This is a genomic window from Roseateles sp. (assembly GCF_965262435.1).
Lineage (GTDB): Bacteria > Pseudomonadota > Gammaproteobacteria > Burkholderiales > Burkholderiaceae_C > Paucibacter_A.
This window is the reverse complement of the sequence record NZ_OZ253537.1, coordinates 185,663-204,098: the sequence shown is the minus strand read 5'-3', so window position 1 is coordinate 204,098 and position 18,436 is coordinate 185,663. Positions and strand designations below refer to the sequence as shown.

Sequence of the window (18,436 nt, the reverse complement as noted above, 5' to 3'; positions counted from 1 at the left end):
GTCTGTTGACTCAGACGCTCAGCTGGAGCTCACCGAGGCCGTCGAAACGCACACAGATCTGGTCACCGGCCGCCAGATCGCCGAGCACCAGCCAGGCGCCGGTCGTCACCACCGAGCCGGCTGCCAGGCTGCGGCCATCGCGGGTGGCATGGCGCAGCCAGCCCAGCAGGCCCCAAAAAGGGTCGCCGAGTGAATGGCTGCCGCGTGCGCACCGTGGCGCTTCGCTGTTGCGCTGAATGCTGCAGGCTTGCTGTGACCAATCAATGGCCGTGCAGCTTTGGCGTGGATGCCATTCACCCAGGGCGAGAGCCCCATGGGACAAGGCATCCGCGTGACGCAGCCAGGCCGGCGCGGCTTGGCCTTGCTGCCAGCGCGAGCTGACCAACTCGGCGGCCACGCAAACGGCATCGATCAGCTCTGCGGCGGCCTCGGGTGCCAGGCGAGTCAGCAATTCGGCATCGACGCTTTGGCCCAGGCGCAGGGCAATTTCGGCCTCGACACCGGGGCGCTGAAGGCGCAGGTCACTGAAGTCGGCGGGTGCCATGCGTACACCGGACGGCGCCAGTGGCGCATGGCTCAAGCTGGCCTGGCGCGAGGGCCCGCCGCTTTTCCAGAATTGCGCCGCCGCCGTGGGCTGCCAGTTCAGTTGCGCGGCCAAGGCGGTCAGGGCCTGGTCGGCGCACAGCGAATCCGGCGCTTCAGCGGGCCATGCCTGGGCATCCAGCAGGCCTTCACCACGCCAGGCGCGCGCCAGTTGGGCGGCCAGATCCTGGGTTAGATCCTGGTGGCTCACAGGCGTTGCAATTTGTGCGCGGGGACCAGCTCGGGCTTGCCCTTGAGTTGCACCACCAGTTCGCCACTGCGCACCACCACGAACTGCACGGTGTCCGTCGCGCTGCCGTACTGGACCCGGTCGCCGGCCCGCAGCTGGGGTGGCAAAGGCGGCAAGGGTGGCAAGGCCAGCTTGACAGGCAGCTTGCCCGGGCCCTGCTGGGCCTTGATGACGGCATTCAGGCGTTGCGCCAACTCGGGGCGCTCCGTGGCCAGCAGTTCCAGCGAGCGCTGCATGGTGTTTCTGAGGTCGTCGGCCGTGAAGGGCTTGCGCAAGAGGAAGCGAGAGCCGGCGGCATGGGCTTCGGCCTCATGGGCGGGTGTCACCTCGAAGCTGAGCAAGGCCAAACGGCAGCCCGGGTTGCCGATCTTCAGGCGTTGGTAGAGGGCGATGCCATTCATGCCCGCCTTGGCAAACCAGTCTGTGATCAGGAAGTCGGGTTTGAATTCCAGGCCCAAGGCCAGGGCCGAGTCGGTGTCGCTGGCGCAGCGGATGCTGTGAGCCGGAAAGCCGAAACCTTCCAGCAATTGGCGAGCAAAGGTTTGCACGCCGGCCAGGGCATCGACGACAAGAAAACGGAGTTCAGCGTTCGCGGGGGCACTCATGAGCAAGGCAAGGGCGGTCTGTGTCGGTGCTGCCTGAGTTGATGCAGCGGAGCAAACCTCAATGGTAGCCCCCGTTTGATGCTGCCGCGTGTCGGCGCGCCCGCAGTGCTTTGTTTCTCGTGTGCGATTGCCGCATGGCCAGCTCTCGCAAAGCAGGGTTTGGCTTCTCCGCAAGATTGACCCAGAGATGCGAGGTGGAATAATATCCCACGCAACAAAACTGGCCAGACAGTGGGGAGAAAAACAGCATGACTCGGAGTACAGATTGCGCGTGGCCCATGGCTCGGAGCACTTCGGTGCTTCTGTGGGCGCCAGCCCTTGCGCTGGCCTTGGTCTCGGTGGGTTTGGCGGCCTCCATCGACGGGGCAAGGCCCATGGGCCAAGACAAGTCCCTGATCGGCCTGGTCGCGCAGCGACTGATGCAGGTGTCCCCCGCGCAGCTTGGCACGATTGAGTGCAGCGCGGCGCAGAGCATGGATGACCAGGCATCTGCCCCGAAACGGGCCGAGGGCTCAGCGCAGCTCTTGCAGCAGGCGCCAGAAGCGTGCGTCCTGTGAGGTGGCGAAGTTGATGCGCATCAGGGTGCCGGCGCGGCGCGTCGGGCTGAACAGCAGGCCCGGCGCGATCAGCCAGCCGGCGTCCAGCATGCGCTGAGCCAGGCGCTCGGTGTCCACGCCCACCTCCAACCAGCCGAACAGGCCTTGCGGCGGCGTCACGAATTGGCAGCCCGCCGCTTCGGCCAGGTGCACGACGCGTTGCCGCGCGGCATCCAGGCGCGAGATCACCCGCTCGGCATGGCGGCGCAACTGCCCTTGCTCCAGGCAGATGGCCACGGCGCGGTCCATCATCGGGCTGGTGGTCAGGGTGGACAGCAGCTTCAACTCGGTCAGTTGGTGCACCACCTGGGCGCTGGCGGCGACAAAGCCGACCCGCCAGGCCGGGGTCAGGATCTTGGAAAAACCCGAGACGTAAATCGTGCGCTTGAGCCCGTCCAGGGCCGAGAGCCGTGCTGCATGGTTGGGCGCCAGGAAGGCGTAGGTGTCGTCCTCGACCACCAACATATCGGCCGCCTCGACCAGCTTGAGGATCTGGTGAGCGCTGGCCAGCGAGAGGCTGTTGCCCGTGGGGTTGTGCAGCACCGAGACGGTCACATACATGCGCGGCCGGTGCTCCGCGATCAGCCGGGCCATGACCTCCAGGTCCGGCCCCTGCGGCCCGCGCGGCACCGGCAGCAGGCGCATGCCGGCCTGGGACAGGCGGGCGTACTCGATCGCCCAGCCCGGGTCGTCCACCAGCACTGCGTCGCCCGGCGTCAGCAGGCAGCGGGTGATCAGGTCCAGGGCATGGGTGGCGCCCACGGTGCTGATGATCTGCTCCGGTGCCGCATGGACGCCGATGTCCTCCAGGCGCCGGCTCAAGGCGCTGCGCAGGCGCGGGTCACCACCCGGCTCGCCGTACTGCAAGGCCAGTTGGTCCGGCTCTTCGCTCTGGCTGACGACGCGGCGCATGGCGCTTTGCAACATCGGCAGGTCCAGCCATTCGCCGGGCAAGGTGCCCAGGCCGGGGGCGTGTCGCGCATCGGCCTGGAACATGCCGCGGATCAGGGCGCTGGCGTCGATCGGCGTCGGCGGCGCTTGCACGGCCTGGACCGGGGCCGCCTTGACCTTTGGTGTCCGTGCATCGCGCACATCGCGAACGAAAAAACCTCGCTGCTTGCGCGCCTCCAGCAGGCCGGCCGCCAGCAGCTGGTCATAGGCGGCCACCACGGTGTAGGGGCTCACGCCATGGTGGCGCGCGCATTCGCGCACCGAAGGCAGGCGCGCGCCGGGCAGGATCAGGCGTTGCTGGATGCGCTCTGAAAACCGCAGGGCCAATTGCTGGGCCAGCGAAAGGCTGGCGCTGCGGGACAGGGCTGTGCTGGTGCTCATACCGATACAGATTCTCAAAACGTATGGCTGAGTGTATTGGTTCTGTATTGGTTGTGGCGGCTAGACTGGGCCCATGAAATTGTTGGGCATCTTGGGTGGCATGAGTTGGGAGTCGAGCGCACATCTGTACGCGCTGCTCAACCGCGAGGTGGCGGCGCGCCTGGGCGGTCTGCACAGCGCCCGCCTGCTGATGCACAGCGTGGACTTTGCCGAGATCGAGGCGCTGCAGCAGTGCGGCGACTGGGCTGCGGCCGCCCGCCTGCTGGGCGAAGCTGCTGCCGGGCTCAAGGCCGGCGGCGCCCAAGCCCTGCTGCTGGCGACCAACACCATGCACAAGGTGGCCGATGAGGTGCAAGCGCAGGCTGGCCTGCCCTTGTTGCACATCGTCGACGCCACGGCCGCCGCGCTGCAGGCCCAGGGCTTGCGCCGGGTCGGCCTGCTCGCCACCCGATACACCATGGCCTCCAACTCCTTCTACCAAGAGCGCATGGCCGGGCATGGCATGGAATTGCTGACGCCGCAGGCCACTGCCGCCGAAGAAGTGAACCGAGTCATCTATGAAGAGCTGTGCCGGGGTCAGCTGCGACCGCCATCGCGCGCTCACTATCTGGCCTGTGTCGAGGAGATGGCCTCGCGCGGCGCCCAAGGCGTGATCCTGGGATGCACCGAAGTCGGGCTCTTGCTTGACGCCGAGGCGCAGCGTCTGAGCCCCCTGCCTTTTTTCGACTCGACCGTGCTGCAGGCACGCGCGGCGGTCGATTGGATGCTGGCCGACGCCGACTCGGCCCCGCTCGGTGGTAAAAGCCCGGGTGAGGCCGCCGCGCCCGGCTTGGGCAGGCCAGAATTTTTGAATTGAACGAATCGCCTTTCTTGAATGAATCAGCAGGAGACAAGAAGCATGAGCAGCATCTGGAACCAAGCACGCCGCGCCGCGCGCATGAACCCGTCCATCATTCGCGAGATCCTCAAGGTCACCGAAAAACCGGGCATCCTGTCCATGGCCGGCGGCCTGCCTTCGGCCGAGACCTTCCCGGTCGAGGCCTTGAAAGCCGCTTGCGACCAGGTGCTCAGCCACAACGCCAAGGAAGCCCTGCAGTACGCGGCCAGCGAGGGCTTTGCGCCGCTGCGCGAATGGGTGGCGGCCCGCATGGCCAGCTTGGGTATGACCGTCAACCCCGATCAGGTGCTGATCACCAGCGGTTCTCAGCAAGGCCTGGACTTGGTCGGCAAGATCCTCTGTGATGCCGGCGCGCCGGTGGCCGTGGAAACGCCGACCTACCTCGGCGCCTTGCAGGCCTTCACGCCCTACGAGCCCAACTTCGTGAGCCTGGCCAGTGACGAGCAAGGCGTGGATCCGGCCGAGTTCGCACGCCTGCCGCATGACGCGCCCGGCACCCGCTTCGCCTACCTGCTGCCCAACTACCAGAACCCCACCGGCCGGGTGATGAGCCTGGAACGCCGCCAGGCCGTGATGGCCGCGGCCAAGGCCGCCGGCGTGCCGGTGATCGAAGACAACCCTTACGGCGACCTCTGGTTCGACGAGCCGCCGCTGCCGGCCCTGGCTTCCTTCTGGCCCGAAGGCACCATCTACCTGGGCAGCTTCTCCAAGGTGTTGACCCCCGGCTTCCGCCTGGGCTTCATCATCGCCCCGAGCGAGCTCTACCCCAAGCTGCTGCAAGCCAAGCAAGCGGCCGACCTGCACACGCCTGGCTTCAACCAGCGTGTGGTCTATGAGGTGGTCAAGAACGGCTTCCTCGATGAGCATGTGCCCAAGATCCGCGCCCGCTACAAGGCCAACCGTGATGCCATGGCTGCCGGCCTGGAAAAGCACCTGCCGCCGGGCTGCGTCTGGCAAAGCCCCAAGGGCGGCATGTTCTTCTGGATCCGCCTGCCCGAAGGCATGAACGCCATGGAACTGCTGCCCAAGGCGGTCGATGCTGGCATCGCTTTCGTGCCTGGCGCCGCCTTCTACGCCCAGAACCCTGATCCGCGCACCCTGCGTCTGTCCTTCGTGACCTTGACGCCGCCGCAGATCGAAGAAGGTGTGGCCATCCTGGGCAAGGTCTTGCGCGAGGCGCTGGACAACGGCGCTCAGCCCACCCCATGAGCTTGCAGACGCGCCGCTTCGCCCAAGTCGACGTCTTCACCGCCATGCCCTTGCTGGGCAATGCCCTGGCCGTCGTCATCGACGGCGAGGGGCTCAGCGACGCCGCCATGGCCAGCTTTGCCCGTTGGACCAACCTCAGCGAAACCACCTTTCTGCTGCCGCCCACGCGGCCGGAGGCGGACTACCGGGTGCGCATCTTCACGCCCGGTGGCGAGCTGCCTTTTGCCGGCCACCCGACACTCGGTTCGGCGCATTGCTGGCTGAGCGCCGGCGGAGTGCCCAAGCAAAAAGGCCGGGTGGTGCAGGAGTGCGAGATCGGCCTGGTGACGATCCAGCGTGGCGGCGATCGCAAGCGCGAGCGCCTGGCGTTCGCTGCGCCGCCGCTCAAGCGTTCCGGCCCGGTCTCGGCCGAGCTGCATGCGCAAGTCCTGCATTCTTTGAGGCTGCCTGCCGATGCCGTGCTGGATGTGGTCTGGGTGGACAACGGGCCGGGCTGGATCGCCGCCCGCCTGCGCTCTGCCGAGGCCGTGCTGGCCTTGCAGCCCGACTTTGGGGCCATGCAGGGCCTGAAGCTCGGCGTGGTGGGTGCCTACCCGGCAGCTTCGCCGCAGCAATTTGAGGTGCGCGCCTTCGTGCCGGATATCGGTGTGCCGGAAGACCCGGTCACCGGCAGCTTCAATGCCGGCCTGGCCCTGTGGTTGATCGAAGCGGGCCTGGCGCCCGATCGCTATGTCGCCGCGCAAGGAGCCAAGTTGGGTCGAGCGGGGCGCATCCATGTCCAGCGAGATGCGGAGGCGACCTGGATCGGCGGTGACGTCGTGCCCCTGATCGCGGGCGAAGTCCGCTTGTAAGCGGAGGCTTGCGGCTCAACGCCGCGCGGGAGTGCTTGGGATGATGAGTCAGGCGACCGAAGCCTTGTTTCGCGAGGACTCGGCATTGCGGGAATGCCAGGCGCGTCTGCTGCGCGTCGACGAACGCGGCGTGGTACTCGATCGCACTGTGTTCTACCCGCTGGGAGGCGGGCAAGCCGGTGACGCGGGCGACGTGCTGCTGCCGGATGGCCGGATGCTGGCCATTGCAGACACCCGCAAAAGCAAGGAGCCGGGGGCGGAGGGCGAAATCCTCCATGTGCCGACCTCGGGCCAGGAGGAGCTGCTGGCGGCTTTGCTGCCGGGCATGCAGGTGCAGGCTCGCCTCAATTGGGCGCGCCGCCATGCCTTGATGCGCTTCCACACGGCCACGCATTTGCTCTGCGCGCTGCTGCCCTATCCGGTCGATGGCTGCTCCATCACCGAGAGCTATGCGCGGCTCGACTTCCATACCGATGCGCCGTTTGACAAAGAGGCGCTGACCGCAGGCTTGAATCGACTGGTGGCTGCGGCCCATGCCGTCAGCCACAGCTGGATCACGGACGAAGAGCTGGACGCCAATCCGAGCCTGGTTCGCAGCATGAGCGTGCAGCCTCCGCGCGGAACCGGTCGTGTGCGCGTGCTCCGCATCGAGGGCGTCGATCTGCAGCCTTGCGGCGGCACCCATGTCGGGAATACCGCTGAGATTGGTGGTTTGACCGTCACCAAGATTGAAAAGAAGTCGGCTTCGACCCGGCGGGTCGTGCTGGGCTTTGCGCAGACCGTGAACGCAGCGCTCGCCTGAGTCTTGCCCTGCCCGGGCAGCTGGGCGCTCATTCCAAAACTCCGATGACACTCAAACTACTGGGCAAAGCCAGCTCCATCAACGTCCGCAAAGTCCTCTGGACCCTGGAGGAGTTGGGTCTCGCTTACGACCGAGAAGACTGGGGCTCGGGCTTTGCCGCGACCGACACGCCCGAATTCACTCGCCTCAATCCCAACGCGATGGTGCCGGTGCTGATCGATGGCGACTTCGTGCTCTGGGAGAGCAACAGCATCTGCCGCTATTTGGCGGTACGCGAGCAGCGCCTGGACCTGCTGCCCCAGGGGCCGCAGGCTCGGGCGCAGGTCGAGCAGTGGATGGATTGGCAGGCCGGGGAGTTCAACAACGCCTGGCGCTACGCCTTCATGAGCCTGGTGCGGCACAGCCCGGCCCATCAAGACCCGCAGCTTTTGGCCCAGGGCGTGGCGGCCTGGCATCGCCATGTCCGAATCCTCGATGCGCAGTTGGCGCGGACCGGCGCCTTTGTCTGCGGCGAGCCATTCACCTTGGCCGACGTGGTGTTGGGTCTGTCGCTGCAGCGCTGGCGTGTGGCTCCCTTGGAGGATGCGGGGCGGCCGGATGTGCCCGCCGCCCGTGCCTATTTGGCGCGCCTGGAGCAGCGCGCCGGTTTCCGGGAGCACGGCGCCAACGGCCAGCCCTGAGCTTCAGCCGCAGGGCGGCGCGGCGTCGAGGGCTCAGTCGTTGCGGAAGCTGTCGTGGCAGGACTTGCAGGTGCTGGCGGCCGGGCCGAAGCTGGCTTTCAGCTGTTCCACGGTCGCGGGTTTGGCCGCAGCCAGCTTGGCGACCTCGTCCTGCATCTTCTTGGCGGCCTCGTCGAACTTGGCGCGCTCGCTCCAGATCTCGGCCTTGGCACCGCCTTTTTCCTTGCTGGCCGTGCCTTCGACAAAGCCGTGGAAAGGCAGGCGCGAGAGGTTGGCGACGATGTCCGCATTGCTGGCCGCTGCGGCGGCATCAAAGGGCGCGCGCCCTTGCACCATCGCGCCCATGCGCCCGAAATGGCTGCCCATCAGAGTGAAGGCCGCCTTGCGGTATTTGACTGCGTCTTCCGGTTTCTGGAATTGCGCCTGGGCCGGCAGGCTGGTCGCCCATGCGCTAAGACAGAGCAGGGCCAGGGTCAGGTGTTGCTTGGTCGGGGTCGTCATGATGCGTTGCGTCCTCGGTGTGGATTGAACAGACGGTACAGCCAAAGGCCGGCTTGAGTGTACGGAAGACCCGGCCGTTTTTCAGGGCTGTCGGCAGGGCGCGACTGGGGTATCGTTGCCGCAGCTGAATGGAGGGTTGCACATGTCCGAGGGCTTGTTGACGCGGGTGCGGATCTGGGACCTGCCGACCCGCTTGTTTCACTGGGCCTTGGTGCTCTGTGTCCTGGGCTCTGTGCTCAGTGCCAAGGTCGGAGGTAATGCCATGGTCTGGCATATGCGCCTGGGTTATGCGGTGCTGGCGCTGCTGGGCTTTCGCCTGCTTTGGGGTGTGGTGGGCGGGCGCTGGTCGCGCTTTCGCAGCTTTCTCTACAGCCCGGCGGCGCTGCTGCGCTACCTGCGCGGTCGCCCTCGCGCGGATGACCATTTCGAGGTCGGCCACAACCCGCTGGGTGCGTATTCGGTGCTGGCCATGTTGGCTTGGCTTCTGCTGCAGGTGGCTTCGGGCTTGGTGGCCGATGACGAAATCGCCTTCAGCGGCCCGCTGGTGAGCCAGGTGAGTTCGGAGATCAGCCTGGCCTGGACCGCTTATCACAAGAGTTATGGGCAATGGGGGCTCTACGCCCTGGTGGCCTTGCATGTGGCGGCGATTGCCTACCACCGCCTCGGGCGGAGCAAGGATCTGATCGGCCCCATGTTCTCGGGTGACAAGCGCTTGCAGGCGGCCGTGCCGCCGGCTCGCGACACCTGGGCCAGCCGCTTGTTTGCCCTGACCCTGCTGGCGGCCTGCGCCGCCGGCGTCTATCTCTTGGTGACGCCTGCCCCGGTCGTTTGAGCCCGCCAGCATTCATTCACTACACTGCGGCGTTGCATGGACGAAAGCCCCGACATTACCTTGATCACGCCTGACGACGGCCCGAGCTGGTCGGCGGCACGCGACATCCTGCGTGACTATGCCGCCAGCCTTCAGGTGGATCTTTGTTTCCAGGACTTTGAGGCCGAGCTCGCCGTCTTGCCCGGCCAGTACGCCGCGCCAGGAGGTCTGCTCTTGTTGGCTTTGGTGGACGGTGCGGTGGCCGGCTGTGGAGGCTTTCGCAATCTGCCCGATGTCGACTACCCCAATGCCTGCGAGATGAAGCGCTTGTTCGTCCGCCCCGCCTTCCGCCGTTTTGGGCTGGGACGTCTGCTGGCTCAGGGCCTGATCGACCGGGCTTCTCAGGCCGGCTATTCATCCATGTTGTTGGACACGCTGGACGATATGGAAGCGGCACGCGGCTTGTACGAGAGCCTGGGTTTTGCCGCGGTGCCGCCTTACTACTTCAACCCCATCCCGGGCGCCCACTATCTGCGCGTCGAGCTGGACTGAGCTCCGGCCTGCCGGGTTTCATCGGGTTACGGCCGTAGCATGTCGCTTTTGCGCTTGCGTCAGGTCTGTATGAGTTCCGAGTCCGCCCCTTTGTACCTTGTCACCCAGGCCGGTCCGGCTGCCGCCACTTTGGGCGAGTCGCCGCTCTGGTGCGTTGAGGAGCAGGCGCTTTACTACGTGGACATTGCCGAGCGCCAGATCCTGCGTCTCGACCCCTCAAACGGCGAGCTGCGCCGCTGGGCGGTCGCGAGCGAGCCTGGTTGCATCGCCTTGATCGAGGGCGGCGGTCTGGCGGTGGCGCAGCGCCAGGGTCTGTTCCGGCTTGACCTGGCCAGTGGCGACTGCAGTTTGTTGGCTCCGCCTCCCTATGCGCCGGAGCGCCAGCGCTTCAATGACGGCAAGCCGGATGCGCACGGCCGCTTCTGGATTGGCAGCATCGACGACGCGCGAGCGCCTGACGCTGCCCTGTATCGTTATGAGTCAGGTCGCTTCAGTCAGGCGGCCGCTGGCATCACCACCTCCAATGGCCTGGCCTGGAGCCCGGATCAGACCCAGCTCTATTGGTCTGACACCAAGGCGCACGAAATCTATCGTTTCCCATTCAGTGCGGACACCGGCCACTTGGGTGAGCGCGAGTTGTTCGCTCGTTTCGAGCCGCGTGCCGCCGGCCAGGCTCTGGACAGCTATGGCGGTCGGCCCGATGGCGCGGCGGTCGATGTCGAGGGCTGCTACTGGGTCGCTATGTTTGAGGGGCAACGTCTGCTGCGACTCTCACCTGAGGGTGTGGTCTTGATGGAAATCAAGCTGCCGGTGCGCTGCCCGACCATGCCGACCTTCGGCGGGGCCGATCTGCACACGCTCTATCTGACGACGGCGCGCGAGAAGCGCCCGGCCGAAGAGTTGGCCGCCCAGCCCTGGGCCGGCTGTGTGTTGCAACTGCGTGTGGCCGTGCCGGGCCTGCCTCCGCATCGGCTCCGGGCCTAGCAATTTCGCGTCGATTGCCCCGGCGGGAGCCCGGGCTGTCAGGCAAAAGTCATGGACCAGTCGGATCATGCGCGCGCAGCCATGGCCCGGCGGCGCCAGAGGGTCTGGAGGGTGCTCTCGACGGTTCGGCTTTCCAGGGCTACGGGTTTCCACATATAATCTTTGGGTTTTGCCGACAGCCGTCATCCAGACATGAGCGAATTTGAGGGCGAACACCGGAGCGATTCCAGGGGTTCACAGCTTGCCAAGCCCGCAAGTGCGCCGGTGGTGCAGTCCAAGCCAGCGACAGAGCGAAAGTTCCGTCCGGCTGATTGGGATGATGACGGTCGCGGAGAAGCTCAAGAGGATGGGGCCGACGAGGCTGCTTTCAAGACGCTCACGCGGGAGGAAGCGCAAGCCTTGGTGGCTCGTCATCCGCCTTTGTCACCCTGGCGGGTGGTGGGGGCGCAGGCCGTGGCCGGTGGTTTGATCATCGTGCTGTGGTGGTTGGGAGCCTGGTTTGCCGGCGACGGCGTGCTGGGTGGGTTTGAAAAAGCGCGGTCGGCCCTGTGTGGGGTGGCGGCGGTGGTTCTGCCCAATGCCTTGATGGCATGGGGTATGACCGGGCTCTTCAGAGGGATTCCTGGCGCTGCCGTGCTGGGCTTCATGTTCTGGGAGCTGATCAAGATCATGTTGGCCGTGGCGATGTTGGCCGCGGCTGCGAAATGGATGCCCGGGCTGTACTGGCCAGCACTGCTGGTTGGGCTGATCGGGTGTTTGAAAGTTAATTGGGTGGCCCTGCTTCTGCAGGGTCGTTTCAGCAAAAATCGCGTGGCCTCAAGCCACGCCAAGCGGGACGGAAACTGACAATGGCAGCCGAAGGACACGCGCCGAACGCGGGCGAATACATCCAGCATCACTTGCAGCACATGCAAGTGAACTTTGCCGGTGAAGCGGTCAAGCAGACCAGCATTGTGGATTTCAGCCTGTTCAACCTCGACTCGCTGATCTATTCGGTGTTGCTGGGCGTGATCGGCTGCTTCTTCCTGTGGCGCGCTGCGCGCAAGGCCACTTCGGGTGTGCCGGGCCGCTTCCAAGCTGCCGTGGAAATCCTGGCTGAAATGGTCGAGAACCAGGCCAAGGGCGTGATTCACAACGCCGCCAGCCGCAAGGTGATCTCGCCTCTGGCGCTGACCGTGTTTGTCTGGATCTTCCTGATGAACTTCATGGACATGCTGCCGGTCGACCTGCTGCCGTCCGCTTGGACGCATGCCTATGCCGCCATGGGCCATGACGCCCACCACGCTTATATGCGTGTGGTGCCGACCGCCGACCTGTCCACCACGCTGGGTCTGTCGACCAGCGTCCTGATCATGTGCTTCTTCTACAGCATCAAGATCAAGGGCATTGGCGGCTGGACGCATGAGCTGCTGGCAGCGCCCTTCGGCGACAAGTGGTTCCTGTACCCGATCAACTTCCTGATGCAGCTGATCGAGTTCGCGGCCAAGACCGTGTCTCACGGCATGCGGTTGTTCGGCAATATGTTTGCGGGTGAGCTGGTGTTCATGCTGATCGCGCTGATGGGTGGCGTCTGGGCCTGGGAGTTGAACCCCCTGTCGGGTGGCTTCTGGCTGGGTCTGGGCCATTTGGTGGCGGGCACGGTGTGGACCTTGTTCCACATCCTGATCATCACCCTGCAGGCCTTCATCTTCATGATGCTGACCTTGATCTACACCGGTCAGGCGCACGATCAACATTGATCGCTGCAGCTGTCCTGCTGTTGAGTTTGTAAGTTTGTAAGTTCGTTTGTCCCTTTCCTTTTTTCTTTACTTTCCCTTCTGGAGCTAATCATGGAAAACATCCTCGGTCTCGTCGCGCTGGCTTGCGGTCTCATCGTTGGTCTGGGCGCTCTGGGCGCTTCGATCGGTATCGCTCTGATGGGTGGCAAGTTCCTGGAATCCTCGGCTCGCCAGCCTGAGCTGATGAACGAACTGCAAACCAAGATGTTCATCTTGGCTGGTCTGATCGACGCTGCTTTCCTGATCGGCGTGGCTATCGCTCTGCTGTTCGCATTCGCCAAGCCCTTCGCCATCTAATTGAACGGCCAACCTTTCACGGTTGAAAGGATCGTGCTGTGAATATCAACGCAACCCTGTTCCTGCAGGCGATCGTCTTTGCGATCCTTGTCTGGTTCACCATGCGCTTCATCTGGCCGCCTATTACCAAGGCACTGGACGAGCGCGCCCAGAAGATCGCTGACGGTCTGAAGGCTGCCGACCTGGCAAAGTCCGAGTTGGCCACGGCCAACAAGAAGGTCGACGAGCAACTGGCCCAAGCGCGCGGTGAAACCACCAAGCAGCTGGCTGACGCTGAAAAGCGTGCCGCCGCCATCGTGGACGCCGCCAAGGTGCGTGCAGAAGAAGAAGGCGCCAAGATCGTGGCCGCTGCCAAGGCTGAAGCCGAGCAGCAAGCCATGCGTGCCCGTGAGGCCCTGCGCGAGCAGGTCGCCGCACTGGCCGTCAAGGGTGCCGAGCAGATTCTGCAGCGCGAGGTCAATGCCAGCGTGCACGCCGAGTTGCTGGGCCGTCTGAAGACGGAGCTGTAATCATGGCTGAGCTCGCAACCATTGCCCGTCCTTACGCTGAAGCGCTCTACCAAGTCGCGCTGAAGGCTGACGTCAAGGCCTGGGGCCAGCAGATTTCTGCGCTGGCTCTGGTGGCGCAAGACGCCGAGCTGCGCCAGTTTGCCGACAGCCCTAAGGCCCAGCCTGAGCAGGTGCTCGCCATCATGACGGCGGCCGCTGATCAGCCCTTGGCCGAAGGCATGCAGAGTTTTCTGCGTGAAGTGATCGCCAATGGTCGCCTGGCAGCCTTGCCCGCGGTGGCAGCGCAGTTCCATGCGCTGGCCAATGCCGCTCAAGGCGTGGCCGATGCGACCATTTTCAGCGCCTACCCGATCGAGCCGGCCCAGTTGGCCGAGGTCGTGGCGGCGCTGGAGAAGCGTTTCGCTCGCAAGCTGCAAGCCCATGTCACGCTGGAGCCGGCATTGATTGGCGGCATCCGGGTGGTGGTTGGCGATGAGGTGCTCGACACCTCGGTCAAGTCCCGCCTGGAGCGCATGAAAGTGGCGCTCACCGCCTGATCAAGGCGATTGAGCGCGACGCCACCCCCTTTCGTTCATCCCTGTGTCTACCGCTCTGGCAACAGACGTTAGTCCAGATGGGAGCCATAGCAATGAATTTGAATCCTGCTGAAATTTCCGAAGTCATCAAGTCCCGTATCGAGGGTCTGGGTGCATCGACGGACGTCCGCAACCAGGGCACCGTCGTGTCCGTGTCCGACGGCATCTGCCGCATCCACGGTCTGTCCGACGTGATGCAAGGCGAAATGCTGGAGTTCCCGGCCGGTGCCGATGGCAAGCCGACCTACGGCCTGGCCCTGAACCTCGAGCGCGACTCCGTCGGCGCCGTGATTCTGGGTGCTTACGAGCACATCTCCGAAGGCAACACCGTCAAGTGCACGGGTCGCATTCTGGAAGTGCCCGTCGGCCCCGAGCTGATCGGCCGTGTGGTCAACGCCCTGGGCGAGCCGATCGACGGCAAGGGCCCGATCAACGCCAAGCTGACCGACGTGATCGAAAAGGTCGCTCCTGGCGTGATCGCCCGTAAGTCTGTGGACCAGCCGATGCAAACCGGCCTGAAGTCCATCGACTCCATGGTGCCCGTCGGCCGTGGCCAGCGCGAGCTGATCATCGGTGACCGCCAGACCGGCAAGACCGCCGTGGCCATCGACGCCATCATCAGCCAGAAGGGTCAGAAGATGACCTGCATCTACGTTGCGATCGGCCAGAAGGCTTCGTCGATCAAGAACGTGGTGCGCGCTCTGGAAGCCAACGGCGCGATGGAGTACACCATCGTCGTGGCCGCTTCGGCCTCTGAGTCGGCTGCCATGCAGTACGTCTCGGCCTACTCGGGCTGCACGATGGGCGAGTACTTCCGCGACCGCGGTCAAGACGCGCTGATCATCTATGACGATCTGTCCAAGCAAGCTGTGGCCTACCGTCAAGTTTCGCTGCTGCTGCGTCGCCCGCCGGGCCGCGAAGCCTACCCTGGCGACGTGTTCTATCTCCACAGCCGTCTGCTGGAGCGCGCCGCTCGTGTGAACGCCGACTATGTCGAAGCGTTCACCAAGGGTGAAGTGAAGGGCAAGACCGGTTCGCTGACCGCGCTGCCTATCATCGAAACCCAAGCCGGTGACGTGTCCGCCTTCGTGCCGACCAACGTGATCTCGATCACCGACGGTCAGATCTTCCTGGAAACCAGCCTGTTCAACGCCGGTATCCGCCCCGCCATCAACGCCGGTATCTCGGTGTCGCGCGTCGGTGGTGCTGCTCAGACCAAGCTGATCAAGAACCTGTCCGGTGGTATCCGTACCGACTTGGCCCAGTACCGTGAACTGGCTGCCTTCGCGCAGTTCGCTTCCGACCTGGACGAGTCCACCCGCAAGCAGCTGGACCGCGGTGCCCGCGTGACCGAACTGCTGAAGCAGGCTCAGTACTCGCCGCTGCCCATCAGCTTGATGGCTTCGACGCTGTACGCGGTCAACAAGGGTTTCATGGACAGCCTGGACGTGAAGAAGGTTCTGGCTTTCGAGCACGGCCTGCACCAGTTCCTGAAGACCAGCCACGCCGCTCTGCTGGCTAAGCTGGAAGCCGACAAGGCCATGGACAAGGATGCGGAAGCCGAGCTGAACGCTGCGATCACCACGTTCAAGAAGTCTTTCGCTTAATGCCCATGACGGGGCGGAACAAGCACCAAGCGCTGAACCGCCCCATCTGAACAGGAGAAATCATGGCATCAAGCAAGGAAATTCGCGGCAAGATCAAGTCGGTCGAGAACACCAAGAAGATCACCAAGGCCATGGAAATGGTCGCTGCATCCAAAATGCGCAAGGCGCAGGAACGGATGCGCTCGGCCCGTCCTTACAGCGAGAAGATCGGCAATATCGCCGCCAACCTCGCCAAGGCCAACCCCGAGTACCAGCACCCCTTCATGGTCGCCAACGAGTCGGCCAAGCAGGTCGGTTTCGTGGTGGTCACGACGGACAAGGGTCTGTGCGGCGGTCTGAACACCAATCTCTTGCGCGCAGCCACGGCCAAGTTGAAAGACTTGGAAGCGGGCGGTCAAAAAGCTGAAGTCGTTGCCATCGGCAACAAGGGCTTGGGCTTCATGAACCGCATCGGCGCCAAGGTGGTCTCGCATGTCACGCAGATGGGTGACCAGCCGCATATCGAGAAGATCATCGGCCCGGTCAAGGTCTTGCTGGACGCGTACGCGGAAGGCAAGCTCTCGGCCGTCTACCTCTGCTACACCCGCTTCATCAACACGATGAAGCAGGAGCCGGTGGTGCAGCAACTGCTGCCCCTGAGCTCCGAAGGCATGCAGAGCGCGAACACCGACAAGTCTTCGCACGCCTGGGATTACATCTACGAACCCGACGCGGCGTCCGTGATCGACGAGCTCTTGGTGCGTTACACCGAAGCGCTGGTTTATCAGGCTGTGGCGGAAAACATGGCGTCCGAGCAATCGGCACGCATGGTGGCGATGAAGGCCGCAACCGACAACGCCGGCACCTTGATTGGTGAGCTGAAGCTGGTCTACAACAAGACCCGCCAGGCCGCCATCACCAAGGAACTGAGCGAAATCGTCAGTGGCGCGGCCGCGGTGGGTTGATCCCGCTGCTCGCCAAACCATACGCAACGAATACTGATTGAAGGAATCGATATGTCGAACACTCAAACCAACGCGGTTGGCAAGATCGTTCAGTGCATTGGCGCCGTGGTGGACGTGGAGTTCCCGCGCAACCAGATGCCGAAGATCTATGACGCGCTGAAGATGGAGGGCTCTGCCCTGACGCTGGAAGTTCAGCAGCAGCTGGGCGACGGCGTGGTGCGTACCATTGCTCTGGGCTCTTCCGACGGTCTGCGCCGCGGTTCGCAGGTGTACAACACCGGCGAAAACATCCAGGTGCCGGTCGGCAAGGCCACCCTGGGTCGCATCATGGACGTGCTGGGCTCGCCCATCGACGAGCGTGGCCCGGTTGATCAAGCGCAAGTCGCTTCGATCCACCGCCAAGCTCCTGCTTATGACGAACTCAGCCCCTCGCAAGAGCTGCTGGAAACCGGCATCAAGGTGATTGACTTGATCTGCCCGTTCGCCAAGGGCGGCAAGGTGGGTCTGTTCGGTGGCGCCGGTGTGGGCAAGACCGTGAACATGATGGAACTCATCAACAACATCGCCAAGGCCCACAGCGGTCTGTCGGTGTTCGCTGGTGTGGGCGAGCGTACCCGTGAGGGCAACGACTTCTATCACGAGATGGCCGATTCGGGCGTCGTGAACCTCGAGAAGCTCGAAGACTCCAAGGTCGCCATGGTCTACGGTCAGATGAACGAGCCTCCGGGCAACCGTCTGCGCGTGGCCCTGACCGGTCTGACCATCGCCGAGTCCTTCCGTGACGAAGGCAAGGACGTGCTGTTCTTCGTGGACAACATCTACCGCTACACCCTGGCCGGTACCGAAGTGTCCGCGCTGCTGGGCCGTATGCCTTCCGCCGTGGGCTACCAGCCGACGCTGGCCGAGGAAATGGGCCGTCTGCAAGAGCGCATCACCTCGACCAAGATCGGTTCGATCACTTCCATCCAGGCCGTTTACGTCCCTGCGGATGACTTGACCGACCCGTCGCCTGCCACGACCTTCGCCCACTTGGACTCCACCGTGGTGCTGTCGCGTGACATCGCTTCGCTGGGTATCTACCCCGCCGTGGACCCGCTGGACTCGACCTCGCGTCAGCTGGACCCGAACGTGGTCGGCGAAGAGCATTACCTGACCGCCCGCGGCGTTCAGCAAGTGCTGCAGCGCTACAAGGAACTGCGCGACATCATCGCGATTCTGGGTATGGACGAGCTGTCTCCTGAAGACAAGCTGGCCGTGTCCCGCGCTCGCAAGATCCAGCGTTTCCTGTCGCAGCCTTTCCACGTGGCCGAAGTGTTCACCGGCTCGCCCGGTAAGTACGTGCCGCTGAAGGAAACCATCCGTGGTTTCAAGATGATCGTGGCTGGCGAATGCGACCACCTGCCGGAACAAGCGTTCTACATGGTTGGCACCATCGACGAAGCGTTCGAAAAGGCGAAGAAGCTGGGTTGATGGAATCTCGCCGCCGCAGGCCTCAAGCCTTCGGCGGCAGCTCCTGCTAACTCTCTTTTTCAACGCTAAGGACGATACAAATCATGGCAACCATTCATGTTGACGTGGTCTCCGCCGAAGAGCAGATCTTCTCCGGCGAAGCCAAGTTCGTCGCGCTGCCGGGTGAAGGCGGCGAGCTGGGCATCTTGCCCAAGCACACGCCCCTGATCACCCGCATCAAGCCGGGTGCCGTGCGCATCGAGAAGGCCGACGGCAGCGAAGAGTTCGTCTTCGTCGCCGGTGGCATTCTGGAAGTGCAGCCGGGTACGGTAACCGTGCTGGCCGACACCGCCATCCGCGGCAAGGACCTGGACGAAGCCAAAGCCACCGAAGCCAAGAAGTTGGCCGAAGAAGCGATGAAGAACGCCAAGAGCGATATCGACTTTGCTGCCGCGCAAAGCGAATTCGCTGCCATGGCGGCTCAGATCGCGGCGCTGCGCAAGTTCCGTCAGAAGTAATTCGCAAGTTCCAGGGTCGGGAAGCTCCGCTTTTCTGGCTCTGAACCCAGCGCCCGCCGACGCAAGTCAGGCGGGCGTTGTCCTTTTGAAATCCTCAAGAACAACC

Annotated in this window: 21 protein-coding genes; 17 read left to right on the top strand and 4 right to left on the bottom strand. The window is 64.0% G+C overall.

Going from position 1 to position 18,436, the window contains the following annotated elements; all coding sequences use genetic code 11:
- Positions 1-10: 10 nt before the first annotated feature.
- The 3 genes from ACQY39_RS00945 to ACQY39_RS00935 all read right to left on the bottom strand — a co-directional run bounded on the left by ACQY39_RS00945 (position 11) and on the right by ACQY39_RS00935 (position 3,365).
- Positions 11-793 carry a fumarylacetoacetate hydrolase family protein gene (locus tag ACQY39_RS00945; protein WP_428503037.1) on the bottom strand — a complete coding sequence of 261 codons (783 nt, stop codon included), beginning with the start codon at positions 791-793 and terminating at the stop codon, positions 11-13.
- A complete protein-coding gene (locus ACQY39_RS00940) occupies positions 790-1,437 on the bottom strand; it encodes a response regulator (protein WP_428503036.1) in 648 nt (215 codons plus the stop codon). The genes ACQY39_RS00945 and ACQY39_RS00940 overlap by 4 nt, the downstream gene beginning before the upstream one ends.
- Before the next feature lie 512 nt (positions 1,438-1,949).
- A complete protein-coding gene (locus ACQY39_RS00935) occupies positions 1,950-3,365 on the bottom strand; it encodes a PLP-dependent aminotransferase family protein (RefSeq protein WP_428503035.1) in 1,416 nt (471 codons plus the stop codon).
- Positions 3,366-3,438: 73 nt separating this feature from the next.
- Here ACQY39_RS00935 and ACQY39_RS00930 point away from each other — a divergent pair, with 73 nt between their 5' ends.
- The 5 genes from ACQY39_RS00930 to ACQY39_RS00910 are packed head-to-tail and all read left to right on the top strand — an operon-like array spanning position 3,439 to position 7,805.
- The gene (locus ACQY39_RS00930; protein ID WP_428503034.1) at positions 3,439-4,221 is read left to right on the top strand and encodes an aspartate/glutamate racemase family protein; all 783 of its coding nucleotides are present in this window, start codon (positions 3,439-3,441) and stop codon (positions 4,219-4,221) included.
- Positions 4,222-4,263: 42 nt separating this feature from the next.
- Positions 4,264-5,472: a PLP-dependent aminotransferase family protein gene (locus ACQY39_RS00925; protein WP_263517805.1), complete on the top strand. Its 1,209-nt coding sequence runs from the start codon at positions 4,264-4,266 to the stop codon at positions 5,470-5,472.
- Between the two features lie 2 nt (positions 5,473-5,474).
- On the top strand, positions 5,475-6,323 hold the full coding sequence (locus tag ACQY39_RS00920) for a PhzF family phenazine biosynthesis protein (RefSeq protein WP_428510686.1): 849 nt from the start codon (positions 5,475-5,477) through the stop codon (positions 6,321-6,323).
- A 43-nt stretch (positions 6,324-6,366) separates the two neighbouring features.
- Entirely contained in the window at positions 6,367-7,125 is a 759-nt protein-coding gene (locus ACQY39_RS00915) for an alanyl-tRNA editing protein (protein WP_428503033.1), read from the top strand.
- A 44-nt stretch (positions 7,126-7,169) separates the two neighbouring features.
- The gene (locus tag ACQY39_RS00910; protein WP_428503032.1) at positions 7,170-7,805 is read left to right on the top strand and encodes a glutathione S-transferase family protein; all 636 of its coding nucleotides are present in this window, start codon (positions 7,170-7,172) and stop codon (positions 7,803-7,805) included.
- Between the two features lie 33 nt (positions 7,806-7,838).
- On the opposite strand, the gene ACQY39_RS00905 is transcribed toward ACQY39_RS00910, so the two are convergent.
- Entirely contained in the window at positions 7,839-8,306 is a 468-nt protein-coding gene (locus tag ACQY39_RS00905; RefSeq protein ID WP_263517802.1) for a c-type cytochrome, read from the bottom strand.
- 142 nt (positions 8,307-8,448) lie between these two features.
- On the opposite strand from ACQY39_RS00905, the gene ACQY39_RS00900 reads away from it, so the two are divergent.
- The 12 genes from ACQY39_RS00900 (at position 8,449) to ACQY39_RS00845 (ending at position 18,330) form a co-directional block, all read left to right on the top strand.
- Positions 8,449-9,138: a cytochrome b/b6 domain-containing protein gene (locus ACQY39_RS00900; RefSeq protein ID WP_428503031.1), complete on the top strand. Its 690-nt coding sequence runs from the start codon at positions 8,449-8,451 to the stop codon at positions 9,136-9,138.
- A 36-nt stretch (positions 9,139-9,174) separates the two neighbouring features.
- Positions 9,175-9,669, top strand: coding sequence for a GNAT family N-acetyltransferase (locus ACQY39_RS00895; protein WP_263517800.1), 495 nt, complete (start codon positions 9,175-9,177; stop codon positions 9,667-9,669).
- A gap of 69 nt (positions 9,670-9,738) precedes the next feature.
- Positions 9,739-10,653, top strand: a complete 915-nt coding sequence (locus ACQY39_RS00890) for an SMP-30/gluconolactonase/LRE family protein (RefSeq protein ID WP_428503030.1) — start codon at positions 9,739-9,741, stop codon at positions 10,651-10,653.
- A gap of 192 nt (positions 10,654-10,845) precedes the next feature.
- A complete protein-coding gene (locus ACQY39_RS00885) occupies positions 10,846-11,499 on the top strand; it encodes an ATP synthase subunit I (protein ID WP_428503029.1) in 654 nt (217 codons plus the stop codon).
- A 2-nt stretch (positions 11,500-11,501) separates the two neighbouring features.
- A complete protein-coding gene (gene atpB, locus ACQY39_RS00880; RefSeq protein WP_428503028.1) occupies positions 11,502-12,392 on the top strand; it encodes a F0F1 ATP synthase subunit A in 891 nt (296 codons plus the stop codon).
- A 90-nt stretch (positions 12,393-12,482) separates the two neighbouring features.
- Entirely contained in the window at positions 12,483-12,728 is a 246-nt protein-coding gene (atpE, locus tag ACQY39_RS00875) for a F0F1 ATP synthase subunit C (RefSeq protein ID WP_058721792.1), read from the top strand.
- 38 nt (positions 12,729-12,766) lie between these two features.
- A complete protein-coding gene (locus tag ACQY39_RS00870) occupies positions 12,767-13,237 on the top strand; it encodes a F0F1 ATP synthase subunit B (RefSeq protein WP_428503027.1) in 471 nt (156 codons plus the stop codon).
- 2 nt (positions 13,238-13,239) lie between these two features.
- Positions 13,240-13,773, top strand: coding sequence for a F0F1 ATP synthase subunit delta (locus ACQY39_RS00865; RefSeq protein WP_428503026.1), 534 nt, complete (start codon positions 13,240-13,242; stop codon positions 13,771-13,773).
- Between the two features lie 92 nt (positions 13,774-13,865).
- Positions 13,866-15,419, top strand: coding sequence for a F0F1 ATP synthase subunit alpha (gene atpA / locus ACQY39_RS00860; protein WP_263517794.1), 1,554 nt, complete (start codon positions 13,866-13,868; stop codon positions 15,417-15,419).
- Between the two features lie 62 nt (positions 15,420-15,481).
- Complete coding sequence (gene atpG, locus ACQY39_RS00855; protein WP_428503025.1) at positions 15,482-16,363, top strand: F0F1 ATP synthase subunit gamma; 882 nt, start codon at positions 15,482-15,484, stop codon at positions 16,361-16,363.
- 45 nt (positions 16,364-16,408) lie between these two features.
- Positions 16,409-17,833 carry a F0F1 ATP synthase subunit beta gene (gene atpD, locus ACQY39_RS00850; RefSeq protein WP_263518134.1) on the top strand — a complete coding sequence of 475 codons (1,425 nt, stop codon included), beginning with the start codon at positions 16,409-16,411 and terminating at the stop codon, positions 17,831-17,833.
- 83 nt (positions 17,834-17,916) lie between these two features.
- Positions 17,917-18,330 (top strand): F0F1 ATP synthase subunit epsilon, encoded by a 414-nt coding sequence (locus ACQY39_RS00845; RefSeq protein WP_102769300.1) that lies wholly within the window; start codon positions 17,917-17,919, stop codon positions 18,328-18,330.
- Positions 18,331-18,436: the final 106 nt, after the last annotated feature.